This is a genomic window from Edaphovirga cremea (assembly GCF_003332275.1).
GTDB classification, from domain to species: Bacteria; Pseudomonadota; Gammaproteobacteria; order Enterobacterales; family Enterobacteriaceae; genus Edaphovirga; species Edaphovirga cremea.
Genome location: NZ_QOVA01000021.1, coordinates 1 through 26595 on the forward strand (window position 1 = coordinate 1; position 26595 = coordinate 26595).

24 protein-coding genes are annotated in these 26595 nt (G+C 52.9%); 5 read left to right on the top strand and 19 right to left on the bottom strand.

Features of this window, described 5'->3' with window-relative positions; translation table 11 throughout:
• Window positions 1-152: 152 nt before the first annotated feature.
• A complete protein-coding gene (gene pepT, locus DRI82_RS19310) occupies window positions 153-1385 on the bottom strand; it encodes a peptidase T (RefSeq protein WP_114195544.1) in 1233 nt (410 codons plus the stop codon).
• Between the two features lie 985 nt (window positions 1386-2370).
• Here pepT and potA point away from each other — a divergent pair.
• The 4 genes from potA to potD are packed head-to-tail and all read left to right on the top strand — an operon-like array spanning window position 2371 to window position 6202.
• Entirely contained in the window at window positions 2371-3489 is a 1119-nt protein-coding gene (gene potA, locus DRI82_RS19315) for a spermidine/putrescine ABC transporter ATP-binding protein PotA (RefSeq protein WP_114195545.1), read from the top strand.
• The gene (potB, locus tag DRI82_RS19320; protein ID WP_114195546.1) at window positions 3473-4333 is read left to right on the top strand and encodes a spermidine/putrescine ABC transporter permease PotB; all 861 of its coding nucleotides are present in this window, start codon (window positions 3473-3475) and stop codon (window positions 4331-4333) included. The genes potA and potB overlap by 17 nt, the downstream gene beginning before the upstream one ends.
• Entirely contained in the window at window positions 4330-5106 is a 777-nt protein-coding gene (potC, locus tag DRI82_RS19325; RefSeq protein WP_114195547.1) for a spermidine/putrescine ABC transporter permease PotC, read from the top strand. Before potB ends, potC begins: the two co-directional genes overlap by 4 nt.
• Window positions 5107-5158: 52 nt before the next feature.
• Window positions 5159-6202 carry a spermidine/putrescine ABC transporter substrate-binding protein PotD gene (potD, locus tag DRI82_RS19330; RefSeq protein WP_114195548.1) on the top strand — a complete coding sequence of 348 codons (1044 nt, stop codon included), beginning with the start codon at window positions 5159-5161 and terminating at the stop codon, window positions 6200-6202.
• Window positions 6203-6318: 116 nt separating this feature from the next.
• Here potD and cobB read toward each other — a convergent pair whose 3' ends face one another.
• The 5 genes from cobB to lolC form a co-directional block, all read right to left on the bottom strand.
• On the bottom strand, window positions 6319-7137 hold the full coding sequence (gene cobB, locus DRI82_RS19335; protein WP_114195549.1) for a Sir2 family NAD+-dependent deacetylase: 819 nt from the start codon (window positions 7135-7137) through the stop codon (window positions 6319-6321).
• A gap of 30 nt (window positions 7138-7167) precedes the next feature.
• Window positions 7168-8076, bottom strand: a complete 909-nt coding sequence (nagK, locus tag DRI82_RS19340; RefSeq protein WP_114195550.1) for an N-acetylglucosamine kinase — start codon at window positions 8074-8076, stop codon at window positions 7168-7170.
• A gap of 83 nt (window positions 8077-8159) precedes the next feature.
• Window positions 8160-9410 carry a lipoprotein-releasing ABC transporter permease subunit LolE gene (lolE, locus tag DRI82_RS19345; RefSeq protein WP_114195551.1) on the bottom strand — a complete coding sequence of 417 codons (1251 nt, stop codon included), beginning with the start codon at window positions 9408-9410 and terminating at the stop codon, window positions 8160-8162.
• Window positions 9410-10114, bottom strand: coding sequence for a lipoprotein-releasing ABC transporter ATP-binding protein LolD (lolD, locus tag DRI82_RS19350; RefSeq protein WP_114195552.1), 705 nt, complete (start codon window positions 10112-10114; stop codon window positions 9410-9412). Before lolD ends, lolE begins: the two co-directional genes overlap by 1 nt.
• Window positions 10107-11309 (bottom strand): lipoprotein-releasing ABC transporter permease subunit LolC, encoded by a 1203-nt coding sequence (lolC, locus tag DRI82_RS19355; protein ID WP_114195553.1) that lies wholly within the window; start codon window positions 11307-11309, stop codon window positions 10107-10109. Before lolC ends, lolD begins: the two co-directional genes overlap by 8 nt.
• Window positions 11310-11509: 200 nt before the next feature.
• Here lolC and mfd point away from each other — a divergent pair, with 200 nt between their 5' ends.
• Window positions 11510-14953 (top strand): transcription-repair coupling factor, encoded by a 3444-nt coding sequence (mfd, locus tag DRI82_RS19360; protein ID WP_114195554.1) that lies wholly within the window; start codon window positions 11510-11512, stop codon window positions 14951-14953.
• Window positions 14954-15110: 157 nt separating this feature from the next.
• Here mfd and DRI82_RS19365 read toward each other — a convergent pair whose 3' ends face one another.
• The 13 genes from DRI82_RS19365 to DRI82_RS19425 all read right to left on the bottom strand — a co-directional run bounded on the left by DRI82_RS19365 (window position 15111) and on the right by DRI82_RS19425 (window position 26570).
• The gene (locus DRI82_RS19365; RefSeq protein ID WP_114195555.1) at window positions 15111-15650 is read right to left on the bottom strand and encodes a glycine zipper 2TM domain-containing protein; all 540 of its coding nucleotides are present in this window, start codon (window positions 15648-15650) and stop codon (window positions 15111-15113) included.
• Between the two features lie 389 nt (window positions 15651-16039).
• Complete coding sequence (locus DRI82_RS19370) at window positions 16040-17350, bottom strand: NAD(P)/FAD-dependent oxidoreductase (protein WP_114195556.1); 1311 nt, start codon at window positions 17348-17350, stop codon at window positions 16040-16042.
• 321 nt (window positions 17351-17671) lie between these two features.
• Window positions 17672-18214, bottom strand: a complete 543-nt coding sequence (gene ycfP / locus DRI82_RS19375) for an alpha/beta hydrolase YcfP (RefSeq protein ID WP_114195557.1) — start codon at window positions 18212-18214, stop codon at window positions 17672-17674.
• 54 nt (window positions 18215-18268) lie between these two features.
• Entirely contained in the window at window positions 18269-19300 is a 1032-nt protein-coding gene (gene nagZ / locus DRI82_RS19380; RefSeq protein WP_211317689.1) for a beta-N-acetylhexosaminidase, read from the bottom strand.
• 118 nt (window positions 19301-19418) lie between these two features.
• Complete coding sequence (gene thiK / locus DRI82_RS19385; RefSeq protein WP_114195559.1) at window positions 19419-20234, bottom strand: thiamine kinase; 816 nt, start codon at window positions 20232-20234, stop codon at window positions 19419-19421.
• A gap of 22 nt (window positions 20235-20256) precedes the next feature.
• On the bottom strand, window positions 20257-20838 hold the full coding sequence (gene lpoB / locus DRI82_RS19390; protein WP_114195560.1) for a penicillin-binding protein activator LpoB: 582 nt from the start codon (window positions 20836-20838) through the stop codon (window positions 20257-20259).
• Window positions 20839-20867: 29 nt separating this feature from the next.
• On the bottom strand, window positions 20868-21242 hold the full coding sequence (locus tag DRI82_RS19395; RefSeq protein WP_114195561.1) for a YcfL family putative periplasmic lipoprotein: 375 nt from the start codon (window positions 21240-21242) through the stop codon (window positions 20868-20870).
• Between the two features lie 9 nt (window positions 21243-21251).
• The gene (gene hinT, locus DRI82_RS19400; protein WP_114195562.1) at window positions 21252-21602 is read right to left on the bottom strand and encodes a purine nucleoside phosphoramidase; all 351 of its coding nucleotides are present in this window, start codon (window positions 21600-21602) and stop codon (window positions 21252-21254) included.
• A gap of 142 nt (window positions 21603-21744) precedes the next feature.
• Complete coding sequence (locus DRI82_RS19405) at window positions 21745-22047, bottom strand: HigA family addiction module antitoxin (RefSeq protein WP_114195563.1); 303 nt, start codon at window positions 22045-22047, stop codon at window positions 21745-21747.
• Window positions 22047-22325 (bottom strand): type II toxin-antitoxin system RelE/ParE family toxin, encoded by a 279-nt coding sequence (locus DRI82_RS19410; protein WP_114195564.1) that lies wholly within the window; start codon window positions 22323-22325, stop codon window positions 22047-22049. Before DRI82_RS19410 ends, DRI82_RS19405 begins: the two co-directional genes overlap by 1 nt.
• Window positions 22326-22437: 112 nt before the next feature.
• Complete coding sequence (locus tag DRI82_RS19415; protein WP_114195565.1) at window positions 22438-23826, bottom strand: Fic family protein; 1389 nt, start codon at window positions 23824-23826, stop codon at window positions 22438-22440.
• A gap of 196 nt (window positions 23827-24022) precedes the next feature.
• Entirely contained in the window at window positions 24023-25456 is a 1434-nt protein-coding gene (gene ptsG, locus DRI82_RS19420; protein ID WP_114195566.1) for a PTS glucose transporter subunit IIBC, read from the bottom strand.
• A gap of 325 nt (window positions 25457-25781) precedes the next feature.
• Window positions 25782-26570 carry a metal-dependent hydrolase gene (locus DRI82_RS19425; RefSeq protein ID WP_114195567.1) on the bottom strand — a complete coding sequence of 263 codons (789 nt, stop codon included), beginning with the start codon at window positions 26568-26570 and terminating at the stop codon, window positions 25782-25784.
• Between the last annotated feature and the right edge of the window lie 25 nt (window positions 26571-26595).

Below are 26595 nucleotides of genomic sequence, written 5' to 3' on the forward strand. Positions count from 1 at the left end.
CGGGCCGTAAGTAATCCATAGATGCAAATGTCAGATCGCGATGCGCCTGTTAGGGCGCGGCTGGCAAGAGAGCCTTATAGGCGCATATGAAAAACCTCCGGCTATGCCGGAGGATATTTATTTATTCCTGGGTGAAAACGGCCAGGAAATCGCTATCTCTTGGCGCGCAACGCGGTCAGTTCTGCAATGCGCATAATAACGGAGACCGATTTTTCCATCCCTTCCAGCGTCACGAACTCATGTTTTCCATGGAAGTTATAGCCGCCAGTAAAGATATTCGGGCACGGCAAGCCTTTGAATGACAATTGCGCGCCGTCGGTGCCGCCGCGAATCGGTTTCATAATCGGCTCAATGTCATTATCTTTCATTGCCTGACTGGCAATCTCGATAATATGCGGATGCTCGGCCACCAGTTCACGCATGTTGTAGTAGCTGTCTTCAATCGTCACTTCAATATAGCAGTCACGATGCAGACCCTTGCCCACTTTCTTCGCAACATCAATCAGATAGCGTTTACGCGTTTCAAAATTATCCCGGTTGAAATCACGTATAATGTAATGCATATCAACGCGGTCAACCGACCCTTTCAGCGAATTCAGATGGTAAAAACCCTGATAACCCTCGGTTTTCTCTGGGGTTTCATCAGCAGGCAGCTCCTGGTGGAAGCGCGTTGCCAACGACAGGGCGTTGACCATGACCCCTTTCGCCGTGCCCGGATGGACGTTGTTACCGACGATTTTGACCGTCGCCGACGCCGCATTGAAATTCTCACACTCCAATTCACCGACACCGCCGCCGTCCACGGTATACGCCCAATCGGCATTGAATGCCCTGACGTCAAAATGCTGCGCGCCTTTGCCGACTTCTTCGTCTGGCGTAAAGGCAACGCGGATGTCACCGTACAGTTTTTTGCTGTTTTTAAGCCGCACAATGGCGGTCATGATTTCAGCGATGCCCGCTTTATCGTCAGCACCCAGCAAGGTTTTGCCATCGGTGGTGATGAGCGTCTGCCCCAGCATCTGATGCAGAATCGGGAACATGACCGGAGACAGCACTTCGTCACCAATTCCCAGCGCAATATCCCCGCCACGGTAATCCTCAACAATCTGTGGACTGACATGTTTGCCAGAAAAATCAGGTGAGGTATCAAGATGGGAAATGAATCCAATCGTAGGCACTGGCCAGGCAACATTGCCCGGAAGCGTTCCCATTACGCAACCATGATCGCTTAGGGTGACCCTTTCAAACCCCAGTTCCCACATCTCTTTTTGCAATTCACGGGCCAGCTTCATCTGTCCATCGGTACTTGGCACTTGCCGAACATTCGCCTTGGATTGGGTATCGAAGGAAATGTAGTGTAAAAAACGATCGAGTAGTTTATCCATGCTCATGTCCTCTGATTTGCGCACTTCATTATGGGCAAGCATGACCGGTTAAATATTGCGTCAGGTCATTTTTAGCCGAAGTTATTTCCTCACATATTCAATTGAACAATTTAAGTCACATTCTTTTATCAAAGTATCTTCAGGTTACTGTAAGATAATTCTTATAATTAGGACATTTCAGTATAAAAATCAACCTGACACTTTTCCCCGCGAAAACGGGGGCGGATTCCTGCTGGTACGCCGTCGATAATAAAAAGTACGGCGCAGCAGCGGAAGAACGGCTGACAAATCTGCTGGTTAGTGACGATCGCCACACTGACACGCGGTTGTCGTGTGAAGGGCAACGTGACTGGCAGAGACCGTCAGAAACGTCTGCGCTGGCACATTTACTGTTACAAACACTTCCGCCAATTCCCAGCGCCCTACCGCCTATTCCAGAGGCGAGTCGCACGACGGAAAAAATTAAAGCTGCGGCTCCTTTGGGCGTTATCTGGCACGGTTTTTCGACCGCTCGCTGAATACAATATTCATAGGGCTGGCCCTCTTCTTTATTCGCCATAATGTCCGGGTGTTGAATACGCAGGGCAACGAAAATAACGATCGGTTCTACTGTGCCTATATTATTTACCTGGAGGCTATTTTGGTTGATTCGCTGAAAGAGGTGAGGTTATTTATTATTCTGCGCGTCGTGCTCTTTATTAATACGCTTATTTTTATCTCATGCGTTTCATCCCCTGAATAGTGGTGCGGGTGGGTTAATCAGTCTCACCGGGGGTAACCCGCAAGGTGATTTCCACTTCGTGCTCTATGATTGAGTAGGTGAATATTAATTACTATCACCTTTAAATTTGGCGCTGGAGCAAGATTACCGTAGAATTCCTGCTCCATCTCCCTGAGTTTTGGAACCGACGTGAAGTTAACAGTTTGTTATCTCACGTTTTATTGACTCATGGCTCGCTTTACTACGGGATAGAATATTACTGGAATGACTGGGAAAATCTCACTGACGCCGCTGGTCACGCTGACAGGAATCGGCAAGGCGTTTGATGGCAAAGAGATTATCAGCGACTTGAATCTCACCATCAATCACGGCGAATTTGTTACTTTGCTTGGCCCCTCCGGCTGCGGTAAAACCACCATTTTACGACTGATTGCCGGATTGGAGCAGGCCGACGCTGGCCGGGTCATCCTTGATCAGCAGGACATCACCGACATTCCTGCCGAACATCGCCACGTAAATACCGTGTTCCAAAGCTACGCGCTTTTCCCCCACATGACGGTATTCGAAAACGTCGCTTTCGGCCTGCGGATGCAGAAAACACCCGAACACCAATTGACGCCGCGCGTTGAAGACGCCCTGCGCATGGTTCAGTTGGAGACCTTTGCCCAGCGCCGCCCGCACCAGCTTTCTGGCGGTCAGCAACAGCGCGTCGCCATCGCCCGCGCCGTGGTGAACAAACCCAAGGTGTTGCTGCTCGACGAATCCCTCTCTGCGCTGGATTACAAATTGCGCAAGCAGATGCAGAATGAACTCAAGGCGCTGCAACGCAAGCTTGGCATTACCTTTGTCTTTGTCACCCACGATCAGGAAGAAGCCCTGAGCATGTCCGATCGCATTGTGGTCATGCGCGATGGGAAAATTGAGCAGGACGGCACGCCGCGTGAAATCTACGAGGAGCCGAAAAACCTGTTTGTCGCCAGTTTCATTGGTGAAATCAATATCTTTGAGGCCGAGGTCATCCACCCGTTGGACAATCAGCGCGTGCGCGCCAACGTTGAAGGCCGCGAGTGCGACATCTACGTCAATACGCTGTCCGTGACGCCCGGCCAAAAGCTGAAAGTGTTGCTGCGCCCCGAAGATCTGCGGGTCGAGGAGATTGACGGCACGACGCAAAGCGAAGGGTTTATCGGCTACGTGCGCGAACGCAACTATAAAGGAATGACGCTGGAATCCACCGTTGAGCTGGAAAATGGCAAAATGGTGATGGTCAGCGAGTTCTTCAATGAAGACGATCCGGATGTGGATCATTCGCTCAATCAGAAAATGGCCGTCACCTGGGTCGAAAGCTGGGAGGTGGTGCTGGCCGATGAAGAAATCGCGTAAACGCTTCCAAAAGGTGGTGATTACCACCGTTGTCGGCTGGCTGGCCCTGTTTGTTTTTCTGCCCAATCTGATGATTATTGTCACCAGTTTCCTGACGCGTGACGATGCCAATCTGGTGCAGATGGTTTTCACCCTGGACAATTATAGCCGTCTGCTCGATCCGCTTTATGCGCAGGTTCTGCTCCACTCGCTGAATATGGCGCTGATCGCCACGTTCTGCTGCCTGTTGATTGGTTATCCGTTCGCCTTCATTTTGGCGCGGCTACCGGCCAAAGTTCGTCCTTTGCTGCTGTTTTTGTTGATTGTTCCCTTTTGGACCAACTCGCTGATCCGCATTTATGGCCTGAAAATATTCCTCAGCAGTCGCGGTTATCTCAATGAGTTCCTGTTGTGGATTGGCCTGATTGATAAGCCGTTGCGCATTATGTATACCCCTGAAGCGGTGATTCTGGGGCTGATCTACATTTTGCTGCCGTTTATGGTGATGCCACTCTATTCGAGTATTGAGAAACTGGATAAATCCTGTCTGGAGGCAGCACGCGATCTGGGTGCCAGCAAGTTTCAGACCTTCATGCGCATTGTCATTCCGCTGACGATGCCGGGGATTGTGGCGGGTTGTCTGCTGGTGCTTCTCCCTGCGATGGGGCTTTTTTACGTTTCGGATCTGATGGGCGGCGCGAAAAATCTGCTGATCGGCAACGTCATCAAGAGCCAGTTCCTGAATATCCGCGACTGGCCTTTTGGTGCGGCGACCAGTATTTGCCTGACATTGCTGATGGGGCTGATGCTGTTCATCTACTATCGCGCAGCGAAACTGCTGAATAAAAGGGTGGACCTGGAATGACCGGACGCCTGTTACGCGGTGGTTTCATGACCATCATCTACGCTTATCTCTATATTCCGATCATTATTCTGATCGCCAACTCGTTCAATTCATCGCGTTTTGGTTTCAGTTGGCAAGGTTTCACCACCAACTGGTACAGCATGCTGATGAATAATGACAGCCTGTTGCAGGCCGCCAACCATTCGGTGACCATGGCGGTACTTTCCGCCAGCTTTGCGACGCTGATTGGTTCCTTAACGGCGGTCGCGCTCTATCGCTATCGTTTCCGCGGCAAACCCTTTGTCAGCGGAATGCTGTTTGTGGTGATGATGTCGCCGGATATTGTGATGGCGATTTCGCTGCTGGTGCTGTTCATGCTGCTGGGGATCTCGCTGGGCTTCTGGTCACTGCTGTTTTCACATATCACCTTCTGCCTGCCGTTTGTGGTGGTCACGGTGTATTCCCGGCTGAAGGGGTTTGACGTCAAGATGCTTGAGGCCGCACGGGATTTGGGTGCCAGTGAAATCACCATCCTGCGCAAAATCATTCTGCCGCTGGCAATGCCCGCGGTGGCGGCAGGCTGGCTGCTGAGTTTTACCTTGTCCATGGACGATGTCGTGGTGTCGTCATTCGTGACAGGGCCAAGTTATGAAATTCTGCCGTTGAAAATTTATTCGATGGTTAAAGTCGGTGTCTCTCCCGAAGTGAATGCGCTGGCTACTATTTTGCTGATCCTGTCGTTGTTGCTGGTGATTGCCAGCCAACTCATTTTGCGGGATCGAACCAAGATTTAAATTCACCTGGGGGGTCGCAAGCGCCCCTCGCTTTCATTATGGGGACTGTAAGATGAAGAAATGGGTATCGCAGCTTGCTGCTGGATTAATCACGCTATGCGTAGGTGCCGCGAGCGCCGCAGATAATAAAACCCTCTATTTCTACAATTGGACTGAATATGTTCCGCCGGGGTTGCTGGAGCAGTTCACCAAAGAAACGGGAATCAAGGTGATCTATTCCACCTATGAATCCAACGAAACCATGTATGCCAAACTCAAGACCTACAAAGATGGCGCCTATGATTTGGTGGTGCCGTCGACCTACTTTATCGCCAAAATGCGTAATGAAGGCATGCTGCAAAAGATCGACAAGAGCAAGCTTGCGCATTTTTCCGTCCTCGATCCCAATCTGCTGAACAAACCGTTCGACCCCAACAATGACTACTCCATTCCTTACATCTGGGGCGCGACGGCGATCGGCGTCAATGCCGACAAGATTGATCCGTCCACCGTCACCCGTTGGGTCGATCTGTGGAAACCAGAGTACAAGGGCAGTTTGCTGCTGACCGATGACGCGCGCGAAGTCTTTCAGGTTGCGCTGCGCAAACTCGGTTATTCCGGCAATACCACCGATCCCAAACAAATTGAAGAAGCCTATAACGAGTTGAAAAAGCTGATGCCAAACGTGCTGGCCTTTAACTCGGACAACCCCGCCAATCCGTTCATGGAAGGTGAAGTGAATTTGGGTATGGTGTGGAATGGCTCCGCGTATGTCGCCCGTCAGGCCGGTACGCCGCTGGTGATCGTCTGGCCTGAAGAGGGCGGAATTTTCTGGATGGACAGCCTGGCCATCCCGGCAAATGCCAAAAACGTCGAGGGCGCGCACAAGCTGATCGACTTCCTGCTGCGTCCTGAAATCGCGGCGCAAGTGGCGGAAACCATTGGTTATCCAACGCCAAATCTGCCAGCCAGGAAGCTGTTGCCAAAAGAGGTGACGGAAGATAAATCACTCTATCCAGACGCCGATATCATTGAAAAAGGCGAGTGGCAGAATGATGTCGGCAGTGCCAGCGAACTGTATGAAACCTTGTACCAGAAATTGAAAGCCGGTCATTAATCGTGACGCCGCCGGGCAGAGCGTGACTCTGCCCGGCGGGTAAGAGATCGGGTTTGCAACGGATGCTTGTTGCCGTTGTTTGCAACGGATGCTTGTTGCAAACAACAGGCTGGTCGCTAGTGTTTGTTGTGCTTAAAACTACTGACAAACTCAGGCACAACCTCACTCGCCGGGCCGTAATGCTTCTCGGTAAACTGGCTCTCAATCTGACTTGGCTCAAGATTCAGTTCAACCGTATGCGCGCCACCGAGCCGCGCTTCATGCACAAACCCCGCCGCCGGATAGACATGCCCCGACGTACCAATGGCAATAAAGAAATCAGCCTTTGCCAGCGCGTGATAGATATCATCCATCCCCAGCGGCATTTCACCAAACCAGACCACATGCGGACGCAACGGTGCCGGGAACTGGCAGCAGTGACAGCGATCGTCTTCGTTCAGATCCCCCGGCCAATCAAGCACCTGCCCCGATTTCGAACAGCGGACTTTAAGTAATTCACCGTGCATATGAATTATGCGGCGATTGCCGGCCCGCTCGTGCAAATTGTCGATGTTCTGCGTTACCAGCACAAAATTGTCGCCGAGCACGGACTCCAGCTCGGCCAGCGCCACGTGCGCCGCATTCGGTGCAATTTCAGGCTGTTGCAGTTGGCGGCGGCGTTCATTATAGAACTGCTGCACCAACTGGGGATTTCGCTGGAATCCTTCCGGCGTCGCCACATCCTCTACGTTGTGTTCTTCCCACAGGCCGTCAGCGGCGCGGAAAGTACGAATACCTGATTCAGCGGATATCCCTGCGCCGGTCAGTACCACCACGAACGGTTTTTTCATCTCTGTCGCTGCCATGCTGTCCCTATGGAAAATGCGTGAACGAAAACGTTGATGACGCAAGCGCTTATTCTTGCGAAACCGACACAGCCGATGGCGTGTGCGCATAACCACTGCTCCTTACTCAACTCAGAAGAGTTACCCTGCCAGGTTTAGAAAAGCTGCACCACGCACACCGCCTGCATCGCCATAACGCGCTTTTTCAATGCGCGGTAGCTTTGCCACTTTCAGTAAGTGAGCGGGCAAACGTGCCGGTAACGCCTGGTAGATTTCATCAAAATTCGATAAACCGCCACCTATCACCACTAAATGGGGATCAATAATGGTCAGTAAATTACCCAGGCAAATCGCCAGAACATCAAAAAAACGTTCTACATGTGCCGTCGCCGCTGGTTCACCCGCACGATAATGCGCAATGATCGTCTGCGCAGGCAAGTGCTGTCCGTTAAAGTGCTGATAGAGCCATTCAAAACCTCGGCCTGATATGTAATTTTCTATGCAACCGTGATTTCCACAACCGCAGGGAACGCGAGGAATATCACGCCCCAGCACCTCAAGCGCATCGACCGGCAGGCGAAAATGACCAAATTCCCCGGTAATGAAGTTTTTGCCGGAAAAAACCTTGCCGTCGATCACCAATCCGCCACCGAGGCCGGTACCCAGAATGATCCCCAACACGCTGGGATAGCGCCGGAACTCTTCGTCCCAGGCTTCAGACAGGGCAAAACAGTTGGCGTCATTATCAATGCGCACTTCACGCGCAAGCAACCGCGCCAAATCGCCTTGCAGCGGTTTACCCATTGCCGCCGGGACATTGGCTGTAAACAGCGTTCCGTCCTCGTTCGGCAAACCGGGGATGCCAATGCCGATTCTGCCCTGCACGCCAAAATGCGCGTCAGCCTCAAGGGTTAATGCCACCAGCGTGTTCAGCAGTGCAGTATAGTCCTCACGCGGCGTCGCGACGCGTTTTTGCCAGACGCGTTGCAGTTGGGCATCAAACACACCCAGCTCGATTTTTGTGCCGCCCATGTCAAAACCGTAGTACATCGCTGACGCCCCTGTTGCCTATTTTGTCGTCTCAGGCCCGGTTCGGTCTGGCCGCAATTATTGGCTGCAATTGTTGGCCGTAATTACTGCCCGCCGCTCAACACCCTGGCCGGATCGATGCGGCTGGCGCGTCGTGCAGGATACCAACTGGCCAGCAAACTCAACGCGATGGCGGTAAACAACACAATGCCGACATCCGACCAATGCAGTTCCGACGGCAGGAAATCAATAAAATAGATATCACCCGACAGGAACTGGTGCCCGATCAGCGTTTCCAGCCCTTTGATAATAGGCGTCAATTGCAGCGCGGCAATCACCCCGACGATCACCCCGGTCACGCTGCCCGCCAATCCCGCCAGCAGGCCATACCAAATAAAGATGGCGCGGATCAGCCGATCCTTCGCCCCCAGGGTACGCAGCACGGCGATATCGGTGCTCTTGTCTTTCACCGCCATCACCAGCGTGGAGACAATATTGAAACAGGCGACGCTAATCACCAGCGCCATCGCCAGATACATGATGGCGCGAACCATCTGGATATCGCGGAACATGTAGCCGTAGGTACCGATCCAACTGCGGATATAGACGTAGGATTGGGTCACTTCACCGGCGTCACGCACCAGTTTGTTGGCGGCAAAGACATCGTTCACTTTGATCGCAATACCGGTCACGCTGTCGCCCATATCGAGATAGTGCTGGGCATCCGCCAGTGGCACCATCGCCAGACTGTGATCGAGCTGACCACTCAACGCAATGATACCGCTGACCAGCAAACGGATGCGTTTCGGCTGCAGCAGTTTCATCTGCGGATCGCTATTGGGGATCATCACCGTCACCCAATCACCCTCTTGCACATTCAGGGTATCAGCGACGCCTTTCCCGAGGATCACCTGCTGCTCGCCCGGCTTGAAGCGCTGCCAGGCGTTGTTTTGTACAAAATGCGGCAAGGCGCTGAGGTGGCTCTCCTGCTCAGGATCCACCCCTTTCACCTGTACGGCCAGCAGTTTGGCACCGCTCTCCATCAGGCCGGTAAAATTGATGTACGGCGCGGCGGCGTCAATGCCCGCCACTTTTTCAATGCGCGGCAAAATATCCTGCCAGCCGGAGAACGGCTGTTTGACCGGCTCAATTTCCCCGTGCGGCACCACCGCCAGAATGCGGCCTTTCAACTCGCGTTCGAAGCCGTTCATCGCACTCAAGCCGACGATCAGCACCGCCACGCCCAGCGCAATCCCTACCGTTGAAATCACCGAGATCAGCGACACCATGCCACTGCGGCGGCGTCCGCGACTGAAACGCAGGCCCAAAAGTAACGAAAGTGGCATCCCTGACATTACAGCGCTCCCAGCAGGGTGGAATCCGGCTGCAATTGACCATCGCGCATTTCCAGTTGACGGCTCAGGCGCTGGGCGAGTTGCAAGGCGTGCGTCACCACCAGGAAAGCGGTGCCCTGGCGGACATTGAGCTCGCCAAGCAGATCAAAAATGCTGTCGGCGGTGCGCTGATCGAGATTGCCGGTAGGTTCATCCGCCAGAACCAGCGACGGATTATTGACCAGCGCACGGGCTATCGCCACGCGCTGGCGTTCGCCGCCGGACAGCTCTGAAGGGCGGTGATGGGCGCGTTTCTCCAGCCCCACCGCCGTCAGCATCGCCCGCGCTTTCTCCTGAATGTCGGCACTCTTGCCACCGCCGATCAGCAGCGGCATCGCGACGTTTTCCAGCGCGCTGAAGTCCGGCAACAGATGGTGGAACTGATAGATAAATCCGAGCTGGCTGTTGCGCAGTTCAGCCTTGGCAGCCGATGACATGCCGTTAAGCGACGTGCCTTTGAAAATCACTTCGCCGGAGGTCGGGGTATCCAGACCGCCGAGCAGATGCAGCAACGTACTTTTCCCCGAACCCGAACTGCCCACAATCGCCATCATCTCACCCGGCTGCATGGCAAACGTGACATTACGCAATACGTCGGTATGCAGCTTGCCTTCCTGATAGGTCTTGCACAGGTTGTCACACTGCAACAAAAGTTGGTTACTCATAACGTAAAGCCTCAGCGGGTTGAACGGCGGCAGCGCGCCAGGAAGGATAAATCGTCGAAAGCAGGGCAATTGACATGGCGACGGCGGCGATTACCACCACCTGGACCGAATCGATCTCGACCGGCAATGACGCCCCGGCAATCAATGAACCCAGAATCGGCAGCAGATTATTCAGTTGGCTGGCGAGCAGCGCGCCCAAACCGGCTCCCAGCAGCGCACCAATAATACCGGCGCTCGCGCCTTGTACCATGAATACGGCCATCACCTGACGGCGCGTCAGCCCGAGCGTTTGCAGGATCGCCACTTCACCCTGTTTCTCCATCACCAGCAGACCCAGTGACGTGATGATATTGAACGCGGCGACGGCAATGATCAGGCTGAGCAACAGCCCCATCATATTTTTCTCCATGCGCACCGCCTGGAAAAGCTCGCCTTTACGGTCACGCCAATCTTTCCAGACCGTGCCATCAGGCAGCGCCTGAGAACTGAGCGTGTCGACCTGCAACGGCTGTTGCAAGGTCAGACGCCAGCCGGTGATGTTGCCTGCGGGATAACGCATCAAGCGCGAGGCATCCTGCTGATTGACCAGCAGTTGATAGCCGTCGACTTCGCTGTTGGCGGAAAAGGTGCCAATCACGTTGAACAGGCGCTGGCTGGGAATGCGTCCCATCGGCGTAAACTGGCTGGCGCTGGTGACCATCAGACGCAGTTGATCGCCGCGCTTCACCCCTAACTGATTGGCAAGCTGGCTGCCAAGAATAGCGTTGTATTGGCCCGGTTGCAGATCCTGCTGGCGCACGGCCACCAGATAATCCGCCAGCGGATCGGGATCGTCCGGATTGATGCCGAGCATCACGCCCACCGCGACGCTGCGGGCGCTCTGCAACACGACGTCACCCGTCGTCAGCGGTTGCACTCTCGCCACGCCCTGCAAACCACTCACGGCTGACGGGGGGATATTCTGCGGATTCAGCGAACCTTCCGGCGTCGTAATCAACGCCTGCGGCATCAGCCCCAGAATATTGCGTTCCAGATCCCGCTGAAATCCATTCATCACAGAAAGGACAGTGACCAGAGCCATTACGCCGAGCGTAATACCGATAGTGGACAGCCAGGAGACAAATCGCCCAAAGCGGTCCGTAGCTCGCCCACGCATGTAACGCAGGCCAATAAATAACGCGACAGGTTGATACATGAAATCCGTTCAGATGATGTTGCTTATGCAAAGTGATCAAGGATAATAAAGGGTACTACCGCTTTAGGGAACCACTAACCGCCCAGAGACTGGGGTTTTATTGCGGAAAAAGTGTTGACCCACAGCAGAATCGCATCGCAAGATGCTGCTTGCCTTACGTGCGCAACAAGCTGCTGAACCAAGAGACTGTATAACTGCCTATGTCCCAACAATACCGCTATTCTCTGCCCGGACGTCGTGGCGATGTCCGTTTACTCGGTCAACTGACCGGTTCCGCCTGCGCGGTAGAATGTGCCGAAATCATCGAGCGTCACGATGGCCCGGTCATGCTGATTGCGCCTGACATGCAGAATGCATTGCGGCTGCGGGATGAAATCCAGCAGTTTACGCCACATCTGGTCAGCACGTTGGCCGACTGGGAAACCTTGCCTTACGACAGTTTCTCGCCGCATCAGGAGATTATCTCCGCCCGACTCTCCAGCCTTTACCATCTGCCTACCATGGCTCGCGGTGTGATTATTCTGCCGGTAAATACGTTGATGCAGCGGGTTTGCCCCCATGAGTTTTTGCATGGCCATGCGCTGGTGATGAAAAAAGGCCAGCACCTGTCACGGGACAAATTGCGCAGTCAGTTGGAACAAGCGGGGTACCGCAGCGTGGATCAGGTGATGGAGCACGGTGAATTCGCCACCCGTGGCGCGTTGCTGGATCTCTATCCGATGGGCAGCGAAGAGCCCTACCGTATCGATTTTTTTGACGATGAGATCGACAGCCTGCGGGTTTTCGACGTCGATACCCAGCGCACGCTCAGTGAAGTCGAATACATCAATCTGCTGCCTGCGCACGAATTTCCTACCGACAAAACCGCGATCGAGCTGTTCCGCAGCCAGTGGCGCGAAAAGTTCGAGGTGCGCCGCGACGCAGAACACATTTATCAGCAGGTCAGCAAAGGCACCTGGCCCGCCGGGATTGAATATTGGCAGCCGCTGTTTTTCAGTCAGCAACTGCCGACGCTGTTCAGTTATTTGCCGGAAAACACCCTGCTGGTGAATACCGGCGATCTGGAGCTTTCCGCCGATCGTTTTTGGCAGGACGTGAACCAGCGCTATGAAAATCGCCGTGTCGATCCGATGCGTCCGCTGCTGGAGCCGGAAAACCTGTGGCTGCGCGTCGATAGCCTGTTTGCCGAACTGAAACGGTGGCCGCGTATTCAGTTGAAAACCGAGACGTTGCCGGAAAAAGCGGCCAATACCAATCTGGGTTATCAGCCACTGCCCGACGTTTCTGTTCAGCCCCAGCAAAAATCCCCACTCGATAACCTGCGCCGTTTCTGTGAAACATTCGGCGGCAGCGTGGTGTTTTCTGTCGAAAGCGAGGGGCGGCGCGAAACGTTACAGGAGTTGCTGGGGCGGGTTAAGATCAACCCCACACTAATCAAGCAACTGGATGAAGCGCAGAAACCCGGTTTTTATCTGATGATCGGCTCTTCAGAACGCGGTTTCCTCGACAATAGTCACCAACTGGCGCTGGTGTGTGAAAGCGACATGCTCGGTGAGCGCGTCAGCCGTCGGCGTCAGGATAATCGGCGCACCATCAATACTGATACGCTGATCCGTAACCTGGCTGAATTACGCCCAGGTCAGCCGGTGGTTCATCTTGAGCACGGCGTGGGCCGCTACGTCGGTTTGACCACGCTGGAAGCGGGCGGCATCAAAGCCGAATACCTGATTCTGACCTACGCCGGTGAAGATAAGCTCTACGTGCCGGTCTCGTCGCTGCACCTGATCAGCCGTTATGCCGGTGGTGCCGATGAAAATGCGCCGCTGCATAAACTGGGCGGTGAAGCCTGGTCGCGGGCGCGTCAGAAAGCCGCAGAGCGCGTGCGTGACGTGGCCGCCGAATTGCTCGATATTTACGCCCAACGCGCGGTGAAAACCGGTTTTGCCTTTAAACACGATCGCGAACAGTATCAATTGTTTTGCCAGTCATTCCCGTTTGAAACCACGCCGGATCAGGAACAGGCCATTAACGCCGTACTGAGTGATATGTGCCAGCCGCTGGCGATGGATCGACTGGTGTGCGGCGACGTCGGTTTCGGCAAAACGGAAGTGGCGATGCGCGCGGCATTCCTCGCCATTGAAAATAATAAGCAGGTGGCAGTTCTGGTGCCCACCACCCTGCTCGCCCAGCAGCACTTCGACAATTTCCGCGACCGGTTTGCCAATTGGCCGGTGCGAATTGAATTGATGTCCCGCTTCCGCAGTGCCAAGGAGCAGCAAGTGGTGCTGGAGCAGGCGAGTGAAGGTAAAGTTGATATCATCATCGGCACCCATAAATTGCTGATGAGTGATTTACGCTGGAAAGATCTGGGTCTGCTCGTCGTGGATGAAGAGCATCGCTTTGGCGTGCGCCACAAAGAACGCATCAAGGCGATGCGTGCCGATGTGGATATCCTGACGCTGACCGCCACGCCAATCCCACGCACGCTGAATATGGCGATGAGTGGCATGCGCGATCTGTCGATTATCGCCACCCCACCGGCTCGCCGTCTGGCCGTGAAAACCTTTGTCCGTGAGTATGACAGTCTGGTGGTGCGTGAAGCCATTCTGCGTGAAGTGCTGCGCGGTGGTCAGGTTTACTATCTTTTCAATGACGTTGAGAATATTGATAAAACGGCGCAGCGGCTGGCCGAACTGGTACCGGAAGCGCGTATTGCCATCGGCCACGGACAGATGCGCGAGCGCGATCTGGAACGGGTGATGAACGATTTCCACCACCAGCGATTCAATGTCTTGGTCTGTACCACGATTATTGAAACCGGGATTGATATTCCTAGCGCCAATACCATTATCATCGAACGCGCCGATCATCTCGGCCTGGCGCAGCTCCACCAACTGCGTGGCCGCGTCGGTCGTTCGCACCATCAGGCTTATGCCTATTTGCTGACGCCACCGCCAAAAGCCATGACCGTCGACGCGCAAAAACGTCTGGAAGCGATCGCTTCACTGGAAGATCTAGGTGCTGGTTTTGCACTGGCGACGCACGATCTCGAGATCCGTGGTGCGGGCGAATTGCTGGGCGAGGGGCAAAGCGGTCAGATGGCAAGCATCGGTTTCACGCTGTATATGGAACTTTTGGAAAGTGCCGTCGACGCGCTGAAAGAGGGCCGCGAGCCATCGCTGGAAGACCTCACCAACAATCAGACGGAAGTGGAATTACGCATGCCGTCGCTGCTCCCCGATGATTTTATTCCTGATGTGAATACCCGACTTTCATTCTACAAACGTATTGCCAGCGCCCGCGACCAAGGTGAACTGGATGAGTTGAAGGTGGAATTGATCGATCGTTTTGGTCTGTTACCCGACGCGGCACGCAATCTGCTGAGCATCGCGGCGATGCGTTTACATGCACAGGCGTTGGGCATCAAAAGGATCGAGGGCAACGATCGTGGCGGGTTTATCGAATTCAGCGAAAAGAACCGGGTCGATCCGGGTTACCTGATTGGCCTGCTGCAAAAAGACTTCAAGACCTACCGCCTTGATGGCCCGAGCAAACTGAAGTTTTCATTGGATCTCAGCGACCGCGTCAAACGCCTGACGTTTTTGAGCGATATGCTTAAGGCGTTTTCAGAGCATATGATCTAATCGCAGCCAACGCCCTTTTTGCGACTTGAAGTATGGCAAATAAAAACCCGCGCCAATGTTATCGCCGCTCGCTTAACCGCCCGATTAAGCGATCAGAACTAACACTGTACGCGGGGTGTAATTTCTTACAGCATTTACGCTTCTGGCATTCACGCCATCAAGCCTTGTTGTTCAGTACCAATTGTCCATTTTTATCCAGGGGAATTTGTGTGCCTGGATCATGTTCCATGCGAATTTTTCCCTGCTGATCGCCAATTTTGTAGGTTACGTCATACCCTAGCGTTTTTTGCGACTTGTCATAGACGGTCTGGCAGCGTTGTTGCTGGGTGGTATAGGTATCGTTTTCCTGCAAACTGCTCTGCGTTCGATTACCTGCATAACCACCGGCCAGGGCACCGGCAACGGTCGCCACATCTTTCCCGCGTCCACCACCGAATTGGTGCCCCAACACACCTCCGGCGACGGCACCCAGAACAGAACCGGTAATCTGATGCTCATCCTGCACCGGCTTACGGTGCGTGACAGTGACATTGCGGCATTCCTGACGCGGCGTTTTTACTGTTTCTTTGATTGGCGTCGCACTCATGACCTGAGCGTATTTCGGGCCAGAGGAGAAGACATCCATGCCAGCTACAGCAGCGATGCCCAACGCTGCAGCTATACCAATCCCGACGCCAGCTAACATTGACTTGTTCACAGGAAATCCTCCTGAAAGTGTTACCACGCATACTGTGCCCAATCCTGTACCGAAGTACGCATTACCCCCCCGGGTAATAAATCTGGCAACAGCCCCCTATTGCGAGCTTAAGGTTTAGGCGTGCGTGAATCGCCACCTTGTTTCGTTTTAAAGTTTGCACCATGCCGCGGATACCCGCAATAAGACAGGTACACCAGAAATGCTGCTTTGATGGTATTCAGACCCTGTTTAGGATGATTCTTAACTAGAGGCGCGAATTATGCGGGGTTTTATGCTGGGAATAAGCCGTTAAGGCAAAAGAAATGAATGGCTTGCCCCAGCCTCAGGAAGTGAGGCCAGGGCTTGTTGACGCTTGGACCTGTTGACGTCTGGACCTGTTGACGTCTCGATTAGTGCAGTTTCAACCGTGGGCGAATCACCCGGTTAATACCGCCCACCAACATGATCAGGCCGGTGCGGGTGTAGCCATGCAGAGCAATCTGGTGCATACGGTACAGAGAGATGTAGACGATACGCGCAATGCGCCCTTCCACCATCATCGAGCCGTGCATCAAGTTGCCCATCAGGCTGCCGACAGTACTGAACTTGGACAGTGACACCAGCGAACCGTGATCTTTATAGATGTAGGGTTTCATTTTCTTTTCCTGGCCACTGAGTTGCGCCAGTATATTTTCGCTGCAACGCGAGGCCATCTGGTGCGCTGACTGCGCGCGCGGAGGAACAAAACCCCCGCCCGGTTGTGGACAGGAAGCACAGTCGCCAATCGCGTAAATGTCAGGGTCGCGCGTGGTTTGCAGCGTCGGTTCGACCACCAACTGGTTAATACGGTTGGTCTCCAGCCCGCCGATATCTTTCATAAAGTCCGGCGCTTTGATCCCCGCGGCCCACACCATCAGATCGGCCTCAATAAATTCGCCGTCTTTGGTGTTCAGCCCTTTGGCGTCCGCACTGGTCACCATGGTTTTGGTCAGAACCCGCACGCCGAGCTTGGTCAGTTCCTGATGCGCCGCCGCAGAAATACGCGCAGGCAGTGCAGGCAGAATACGCTCACCGGTTTCCACCAACGTGACGTTCAGCGCTTTATTGTCCAGCCCTTCAAAGCCGTAGCTGTGCAGTTGTTTCACCGCATTATGCAGTTCTGCGGACAGTTCAACGCCGGTTGCCCCGCCACCTACAATGGCGATATTCACCCGCTCTTTACGATCGGGATTGGCGGAGAATTTGAGGAACAGATTCAGCATTTCATTATGGAAACGGTGCGCCTGATGCGGGTTATCCAGGAAGATACAGTGATCTTTCACGCCCGGCGTACCGAAGTCATTCGACGCACTGCCGAGCGCCATTACCAGAATGTCGTAGTGGATTTCCCGCGCTGAAACCAGTCGTTCGCCCTGCGGATCGCAGATTTCCGCCAGTTGCAGTTTTTTGCTGTCGCGATCGATGTCGGTCAGTGATCCGAGCTGAAAATTGAAATGATGGTTACGCGCATGCGCCAGATAGCTCAGGGCATCCACACCGTCATCCAGCGATCCCGTCGCGACTTCATGCAACAGCGGTTTCCACAAGTGGCTGTGATTGCGGTCGATGAGCACAATCTCCGCTTTTTTCTTGCGGCCCAGTTTATCTCCCAGGCTGGTTGCCAGTTCAAGTCCGCCAGCACCACCACCGACTATCACGATTTTTTTCATTGGCGTAGTCAATTTGACCCCCTAAATTGTGAACCAATTGTTATCTAAGAGTAAAAAATAATATCCTTAGATAACATAGGGTTCGCTCAAAATAAAATAGCATCTGCTTGCAGAATACCATGTGAGGTCATTTGGTCATACCAAAATTGATATGCATCAATATTTTTCGTGTAAAGAGTAGACGGCGCGTTTTTTTCATGACGCAGATTCAATCAGTTAACGAATATTTCGGCTGAAAGTATTTTTCAGGTGAGTGGATGTGGTGCGGAGGAAAAAATAGAATTTACCCACATATCTTTTAAAACATGTGGGTAAAGGCGCCTTCAACCACTCTCAACCGAGGTTTTTGAATGCTTTGATTCGCTGGAGATGCGGGGAGATATTTTTGAACTTGTGACCTTGCAGTTCGTCCCAGACGATTTCGTAGTAGCGATGCAGAGTATCCGCGCTGCGCTGGCTGTCCAGAATGCCATCGTTGCGCGACAACACCACCAGACAGCGATCGCGGTTCTTCTCGCGGAAATCACTGACGCATTTGGTCGCGATGTCGAGGTACTCTTCTGGCCGGTCGATTTTACCGGGCATATTCTCCTGCGGGAACAGATTGGGATTGAACATCACCTGCCGGATGCCGCACAGAAAACCGATCCGCTCGGCCCAAAATCCACCCAAACCAACGCCGCAGATCAAGGGCTTGTCATCCCCTTCCTGCTGCACAGCCTTATCAACTTCCTTCAGCAAGTGCTGCATGTCATGACGCGGATGAAGCGTGCTGTAGCTGATGAAACGGACATCCGGGTCGATGAACTGGAGCTGTAAGACTTTTTCATGATTGCCAGGGCTGGTTGAGTCAAAGCCATGTAGATAGATGATCATGTTTTTCCTCGTCTTAACAAAATTGAGTCACCGCCCGCAGACGGTGGGCGGCCTTTACTGCGCTGAACGCTGTTTGTGCTCCTGCCAGCGCGCATCCAGTTCCGTCAGTTCACGGTTTGCCTGTTGCCAGCGGGGCGAGTTCAGTAGTTCCTGTCGGGTGAACGTTCCACGATGATATAGCCGGTTCAGGTGATCTGCTTTGACCGGAAACAGGTTATCCAACACGCTGACCGCCCCGGCACGGTTGTTGCAGACCAGAATCATGTCGCAACCCGCGTCCAGCGACGCTTGTCCACGTTCGGCGTAGCTGCCCATAATCGCGGCACCTTCCATCGACAGATCGTCGGAAAAAATGATGCCCTTGAAATTCAGCTCTTGTCGCAGGATCTGCTGCAACCAGTAAGGCGAACCGCTGGCTGGCCGGTCATCAGCTTCAGTATAGATGACGTGGGCAGGCATAATGGCATCCAGTAATTGACGGTCAATCAGTTGACGGAAAATGGCCATGTCATGCTGGCGGATCTCCTCCAGCGGACGCCCGTCGCGCGGCGTTTCTTTATGCGAATCTGCGCTGACTGCACCGTGCCCAGGGAAATGCTTGCCGGTGGTTTTCATTCCGGCGCTGTGCATTCCCTTGATAAAACATTCGGCCAGCTCAAGCGCCTTTTGCGGCTGCTGATGGAATGAACGCTCACCGATCGCCGCGCTGCGATGACCGATGTCCAGCACCGGAGCAAAACTGATGTCGATATCCATGGCGATCATTTCTGCCGCCATCAACCATCCGCCTTCCTGTGCCAGCCGACCGGCTTCGCGATCGGCATTCAACGCGGCAAAAGACTGCATGGCGGGCAAGTGGGTAAATCCTTCACGGAAGCGCTGAACGCGACCACCTTCCTGATCCACTGCCAACACCAGACGTTCCCGCGATGCCGCGCGAATTTGGCGGATCAACTCCTGTAATTGCGCGACGTCATGAAAATTGCGGGTGAACAGTATCAAGCCACCCACCAGCGGATGCTGCAAAATTTCACGCTCTTGCGCGTCCAGTTCATAACTGGCTACATCCAACATTACCGGACCCACGGCAATCCTCTCATTCAATGGTGATTTACTGTTCCGCACGGCTCTGCGGCGGACTGTATGCTATTGCGAAATTAATTTTTAATTATTAAAAAATTAATTATTAATAAACAATAAGTTACTACAAGAACATGGTTTGACGTAACGGTGCTGCCCACTCGGTATAACGTGCTTCTTTGGTCTGCTGCCAGCGGACTTCAAACCACAACAGCATCAGGTAATCGACCCACGGCGTCCAACGTGCAATCTGGCGTTGTAACGTCACCGGGGAGATATTTGCCGAATTCTGGCAATAATTGCGCAGAAAAGCCTGCTGTTGCGGCGTAGACCAGCGATTGCCGCGAAACAGCGCGGTCAGTTCAAGGGCGATATCACCGTCAGCGGCATATTCCCAATCAATCAACTGCAAGCCGTGCGGACTGCACAACAGATTTCCCGCATGAATGTCCATGTGCAGTGGCGCGACCTTGAGTGCCACCGGCGGTTTTTGCCGCAAGAAATCGCGTTGCAGGTGCAACCAGCGCGGACTGAGACGTCGACGATCGATCGCCTGCCAGTAGCGTTCAAACTGCTGGCGCAGATCCAGCGGATAACCACTGGGCCGCTGACGATGCAGTAACGCCACCAACGCGGCCAGTTCCCCGTTCCCCGCCTCCGCCGTAAACTGCTCTGCGTTCAATACCTTTCCGGGCAGCCATTCAACCAATAGCCATTCACGTCCCATATGATAGGGAACAGGCGCAATGCGCAGCGATCGCATCCGCTGCAACAGCGTAAACTCACGCCGCCTGCTGACACCCAAGCGGGCTTTGTCTGTCGACTGTAGCCGCGCCAGCAAATCCAGGCCATCGGACGTGACGCGCCAACTTTCTCCCGTCAGGCCCGCTACCGGTTCAAAATGGCAACCGGCGGTTTTCACCGCCGGAAACTGCTGCATGATGCACTGTCGCAGTGACGCCTCAGCGCTGGATCGCACCGTCGCCCGACCAGATAATTTCGCCAGTTTGCACCTGCATCAATTGCATTTCCAGCGTCGGGGATTTGGCATCGCCACGCGCATCGCTGTAAAGAACATATTGTGCATTCACGTAGCGCGCCAGACCGATCGCCTTGCTGCGCGATCCCAGACTGTCATCGGCAGACAGCCCCAGCGTCTGTTTCGCCGTCACCAATTGGCTGTCTGGTACCACGGTAAATGTGCTGTTCGAGGCCAGGGCATTGTGCAGTGCCGACGTAGCCTGAGCGGTTTGCAATGAACCGTTGGTGTTGTTTTTCACGCTATCAAGCAGCAACACACTGCCCGGTGTAACGCCATCGGCTTTCAGCATTTGCGCCACCAGCGGATTCACGCTGGCATCCCAATCAATGGGTTTTTGCATCTTGGGCGGTTGCGGCACGGTTTCGCCTGGCTCAGGTACCGGTTTCTCAGGAACAGGCGGGGTAGGAATCACGGTTACTGGTGCTTCAGGTTGTTCTGGTGGACGCTGCGGACAGCCGGTCAACACCAGCGCCGCCAACGCGACAAACAGATACTTTTTCATCGTCCCTCTCCGGTCGTGCTATTTGCTATTTAAAGATAAAGATGTAAACGCACGCTGTGCGCATCAAGATTGCCAATCAGCGAATAAATTTGCGCAGTTGAGTCCGCCGGTACCGTGATCGTGCGCGGTTTTTCCTGCGGCAGGAGATCCAATCCCTGTGCATCATACCAATAGAATCGGTAATGAACCGTCACAGGCGTCGTCTGGCTATTGCTCAGGATTGAGGTGGCAATTTTCCTGCCTGACGCAGCGGAAATTGCAGGTTTGTCCGCGGTTATGCCCGCAGTCAGTACCGGGGATTCCATCACCACCGTTTGCTGATTGTTCAGGGCGATTTGTTCCGGTGCACTACTGCAACCCGCCAACAACACCGCCGGTAAAACGAGCGCCATCAGACAACGCATAAAGGATCCTTAACGTGAAAGCAGCGGCCCAAGCACGCGGCCACCGATCAGATGCATATGGATGTGATAAACCTCCTGACCAGCATGACGATTGCAGTTGATGATCAGACGGTAGCCATCCTCGGCGATCCCTTCCTGCTTGGCGATTTTTGCCGCCGCAGTAATCATGCGTCCCAGGGCGAGTTCGTGCTCGACGGTGACATCATTGACCGTTGGAATCAGGACATTGGGGATAATCAGTACGTGAGTCGGTGCCTGTGGCGAAATGTCACGGAATGCGGTGACCAGTTCATCCTGATAAATGACATCCGCAGGGATCTCGCGACGAATAATTTTACTGAAAATCGTTTCTTCAGCCATGTGCCATATCCTTTATAAGCTAAAACGTGAGTACGCAGTATGAGTGACATTTTCCATTTCTTTCAACCTCATTCGACATATTGCGTGCCATAGACAACCCATGCAGAGAAAACCCCGATTTGATCGGCGTTTCTTTTAAAAATTAATGTGCCGATACCGGTGAAAGTTGCAGGCGCGTTAATCGTGATGTGTCGATATTTTGACGCGCATGCCATAGGTCATACGCATCTTGCATGCTCATCCAAAGCTGTTCAGAGCTACCGATCACGATAGATAACCTGATTGCCATTTCAGGCGATATATCAGACTGACAACTTATCAGCCGCTGCAATGTTGACGGAGAGACATCAAGCGCTTTAGACAGGGCTCTGGCACTCATATTAAGCGCTTCCATAGTCTCTTTGATTAACTCTCCCGGATGCGGGGGATTGTACATAGTAGCCATCAGTGATAATCCTCGTAGTTAACAATGTAGGCATCACCATCAATAAACTCGAATGTAATGCGCCAATTGCCAGTAACCGTGATTGACCAAACTCCTTGTTTGTTCCCGTGGAGCGGATGCAAAAAAAATCCGGGGAGGTCGATATCTTTTACATCTTTTGCTAAATCAATGACGCTAAGACGAAGGCCGATTTTTTGTGCTTGTTTCGCATCGATACCAACCAGTGAGCCAGACTCAAAAAATTTCTTTAATCCTTTATGTCTGAAGCTCTTAATCATCTTAGTTACCTGACAAGTCCGTTGTGTATGAGAGATTGTATAATGATGACGCGTGATGCGCAATACGCATCACCCTTCATTATCTCCCACGGCTGGGAAAAAAGTGCATCCGCTATTTATAGAGATCGATCAATGCTGTCTTGATTTTGCTGAACGATGTTCTCGGGCTGTAAAAGATCGGTTTACTCCCTCCGCCGCCCGATTTCAATAAAATCCCGGCGTCTGCCAGTTTTTCCATATGTAATCTGGCCGCCGACTCGGAAATCCCGGCGCGATCGGCAAATCCCTTGATGGTGAAATTCTCGCCCGGTGACATCACGGCAATATTCAGGATTTTTTGCTGGATATCCGGCATCTTTTTACGAATGCCACTGGCGAAAACCCAGTTATCAAATTCACGCAGATTCGCCGCAACGCTTTTGGCGTGCTCAATGATACCTTTTACGGCTCTCTCCAGAATCTGACATTGATACTCGACAAAGTAGGTCACATCCAGATTATCGGTTTCTGTTTTCAAATAGGCTTCACCGTATTGCACGGGTGCCTCTTTCAGTAACTGGGAAATCGAAATATATAAAAAAGCCTCATAACCCTGCTTAAATAAAAACCAATAGCACAGCGCACGCGCAACGCGCCCATTGCCATCCCTGAATGGATGCAGATAACCGATACAAAAATGCAGCATGCAGGCTTTTATTACCGGATGCAGATAAGTATTGGGCGAAAGCCCCTCTTCATGCTCGTAATTCAACCAGGCAATAAATTGATCGAGTTTAGCGGGCAAAATTTCCGCCCCGGGGGGCGTATGAACAACGTTGCCATCGCGCCCCTCAACCCAGACATCGTTGGTGGTTCTCACTTCGCCGGGCTGATATTTCGCATCATCGATGCCTCTTGTCGCCTCTTCGTGAAACTGCAAGAACAGTTCCATCGACATGGTGTCATAGCGACTTTCATAGGCGAGGGACATTAATCGCTGGTTACCGAGGATCATTTTTTCACTTTCAGTCCGTCCCGACCTTTTTTCCGCCAGCATTTGTCTGGCGACGGCCCGCGTCGTCGACGCGCCCTCCAACTGGCTGGAGGCAATACTTTCTGCATCGATATAGTCATGCAGGTAATAACCCGGAATACCGATGTTATTGATGAGGTCCTGTAGCCCGGCATCCGTACAGTGCCGATCAATCAGCGAACAGGTTTTTTGCATTGAAGGCAGCAGCGTAAACAGGGCGATATTACCCAGCGCCTTGTTCAGCCGGGGAATGGGCTTGAGCACAACGCGCCGGGCAAATTTTATCAACGACCATTTTGCCTTGGCTTTATCGGCATGTTGGGTTCTGTTGAGAATGTCATTCCAATGCAGATACCGCCCCTTTTCATCCACCACAGACATGATCTGCGCGGCGTCCAGCAAGGTTTCGGCATTCATTTTGCCAAACAATGCCATGACGCAGGGTTCCATTGCGTCAAACAGCTCGCTATTGGCCGGTGGTCTCTTCATCTCTCTGCATAGCTCTTTTTTTTGCCGTTATATGAGAGCAATGTAGAGCAAATGAGGTGCATTGTCCATGGTGAGGATTGTTCGGGGTGAGGATGGATTATGATGAGAATGCTTCGAATTGAGTTGACGGGATCTACATCACTGAAACAAAAAAAGGGAAGCTTTCGCCTCCCTCTCATATTTCCCCAACGCTGAATCAGTTGTTACGGATGTATTCATCCATATCAGTTTTCAGGTTGTCAGATTTGGTACCGAAGATGGCCTGTACGCCAGAACCGGCTACGACTACGCCCGCTGCGCCCAGTTTCTTCAGGCCCGCCTGGTCAACACGTGCGACATCGGCAACGCTGACGCGCAGACGAGTGATACATGCATCCAGGTTAGTGATGTTTTCTTTACCGCCGAAAGCCTGTACCAGTGCCGCAGACATCTCGGTGCCGCCCTGAACAACCTGATCGGAAGAGCTGTCTTCGCGACCCGGCGTTTTCAGATCCAGCTTGGCGATCAGTACACGGAACACGCTGTAGTAGATCAGGCCGTAGATGACACCGACAATCGGGAACAACCAGATACGACTGCTGTTACCGCTCAGAACGATAAAGTCGATCAGACCGTGCGAGAAGCTGGTGCCATCACGCATACCGAGCAGAATACAGATTGGGAATGCCAGACCAGCCAGAATCGCATGGATCCCGTACAGGATCGGCGCAACGAACATGAATGAGAATTCAATAGGTTCGGTGATACCGGTCAGGAACGAGGTCAATGCAGCGGAGATCATGATACCGCCCACTTTTGCACGGTTTTCCGGTTTGGCTGAGTGCCAAATCGCAATCGCCGCCGCTGGCAGACCATACATTTTGAACAGGAAGCCACCAGACAACATACCCGCCGTTGGGTCACCCGCCATATAGCGCGGAATGTCACCGTGGAATGTTTGGCCCGCAGCGTTCACGTATTCACCAATCTGCATTTGGAATGGTACGTTCCAGATGTGATGCAGACCGAATGGAACCAGTGCCCGCTCAACCACGCCGTAGATACCAAACGCAACCACTGGGTTCTGGTAAGCAGCCCATTGGGAGAACGTTTGAATAGCTGTACCGATCGGTGGCCAGATAAAGGAAAGGATCACACCCAGAATAATCGCTGCCAGGCCGGAGATAATCGGCACAAAGCGTTTACCGGCAAAAAAGCCCAGATATTCAGGCAATTGAATGCGGTAGAAACGATTGAACATGTAGGCTGCAATCGCACCGGAAATGATACCGCCCAGCACACCCGTATCGGCCAGGTGCTTGGCTGCAATCTCTTCAACAGGCAGATGCAGAACCAGTGGTGCAACCACTGCCATGGTTTTCACCATGATGCCGTAGGCAACTACGGCTGCCAGTGCAGATACGCCATCGTTATTGGTGAAGCCGAGTGCAACACCGATAGCGAAAATCAAAGGCATGTTGGCAAAAACAGAGCCCCCTGCTTCGGCCATGACATGGGAAACAATGGTAGGTAGCCAGCTGAAGTTGGCGGAACCGACACCGAGCAGAATACCTGCTATCGGCAGTACGGAGACCGGCAGCATCAGCGATTTACCTACTTTTTGCAGGTTTGCAAATGCGTTCTTAAACATAGTTGAGTGTGCTCCTGAGTAATAGTGCTTTTAGTACTTCTCGCGGCGAACCGCACAGCAAAGGTGGGAGAAATAACCCTTGCTGGTCGGGGCGTCTGAGCACCCCTTTAATTTTTACGCAGAGTAAAATAAATGCGATCAATAATGTTTGATGGCAGTCACGTTTCGATGAATAAAAGCAGTTAACGCCCCTGTGAATGCAATGTTTTGTAAAAGTTTATACAAAAAACGCATCGCCATCGTCTGAAAACGGGTGAGAACATTACCCGTTTTGACGATTAATTACGAGCTGAAAAATAAAGAGTTTGCGATGATCAGAGGAAACTCAGGATCGGGGGGCGATTTCAACATTAAATAAACGTGAAAAATTGGCGGTGGTGGCCTCGGCGAGACGCTCCAACGAGACACCTTTCAATACGGCCATATATTCTGCAACATCACGGACATAGGCCGGTTGATTCTCTTTGCCACGGTGTGGCACAGGTGCCAGATAGGGAGAATCGGTTTCGACCAGTAACCGGTCGAGAGGGACGTAACGAGCCACTTCCCGCAACTGTTCGGCGTTGCGGAACGTCACAATCCCGGAAAAGGAGATATAGAAACCGATATCGAGCAGTTTCTCCGCCGTTGCGCAATCCTCTGTAAAACAGTGCAGTACACCGCCGCACTCCTGCGCATTTTCTTCACGCAGGATCGCCAGCGTATCTTCCCGCGCATCACGGGTATGCACGATGACCGGCTTATGCAGTTCACGACCTATACGGATATGATTGCGGAATGACTCTTGCTGCTGCGCAATATTATCCTTCTGGTAAAAATAATCCAGACCGGTTTCACCCAGCGCAACTACCCGATCGTTATTCGCCAGACGGCGCAAATCCTCAACCTGATAACCCCCTTCCAGATTCAGCGGATGAACCCCGCAGGACATCACTACGTCAGCGCGCGGGCCGATCAGGGCATTCATCGCCTCAAAACCGCGCAGCGTGGTCGCAACAGCCAGAAACAGGCCGACATCGCGCGCATTGGCTTTCTGTAATACATCGTCCACACTTGTGTGCAGGCTCTGGTAATCAAGGCCATCAAGGTGGCAGTGGGAATCGACTAACAACATAATAGATAAACTCTTACTGCGGATA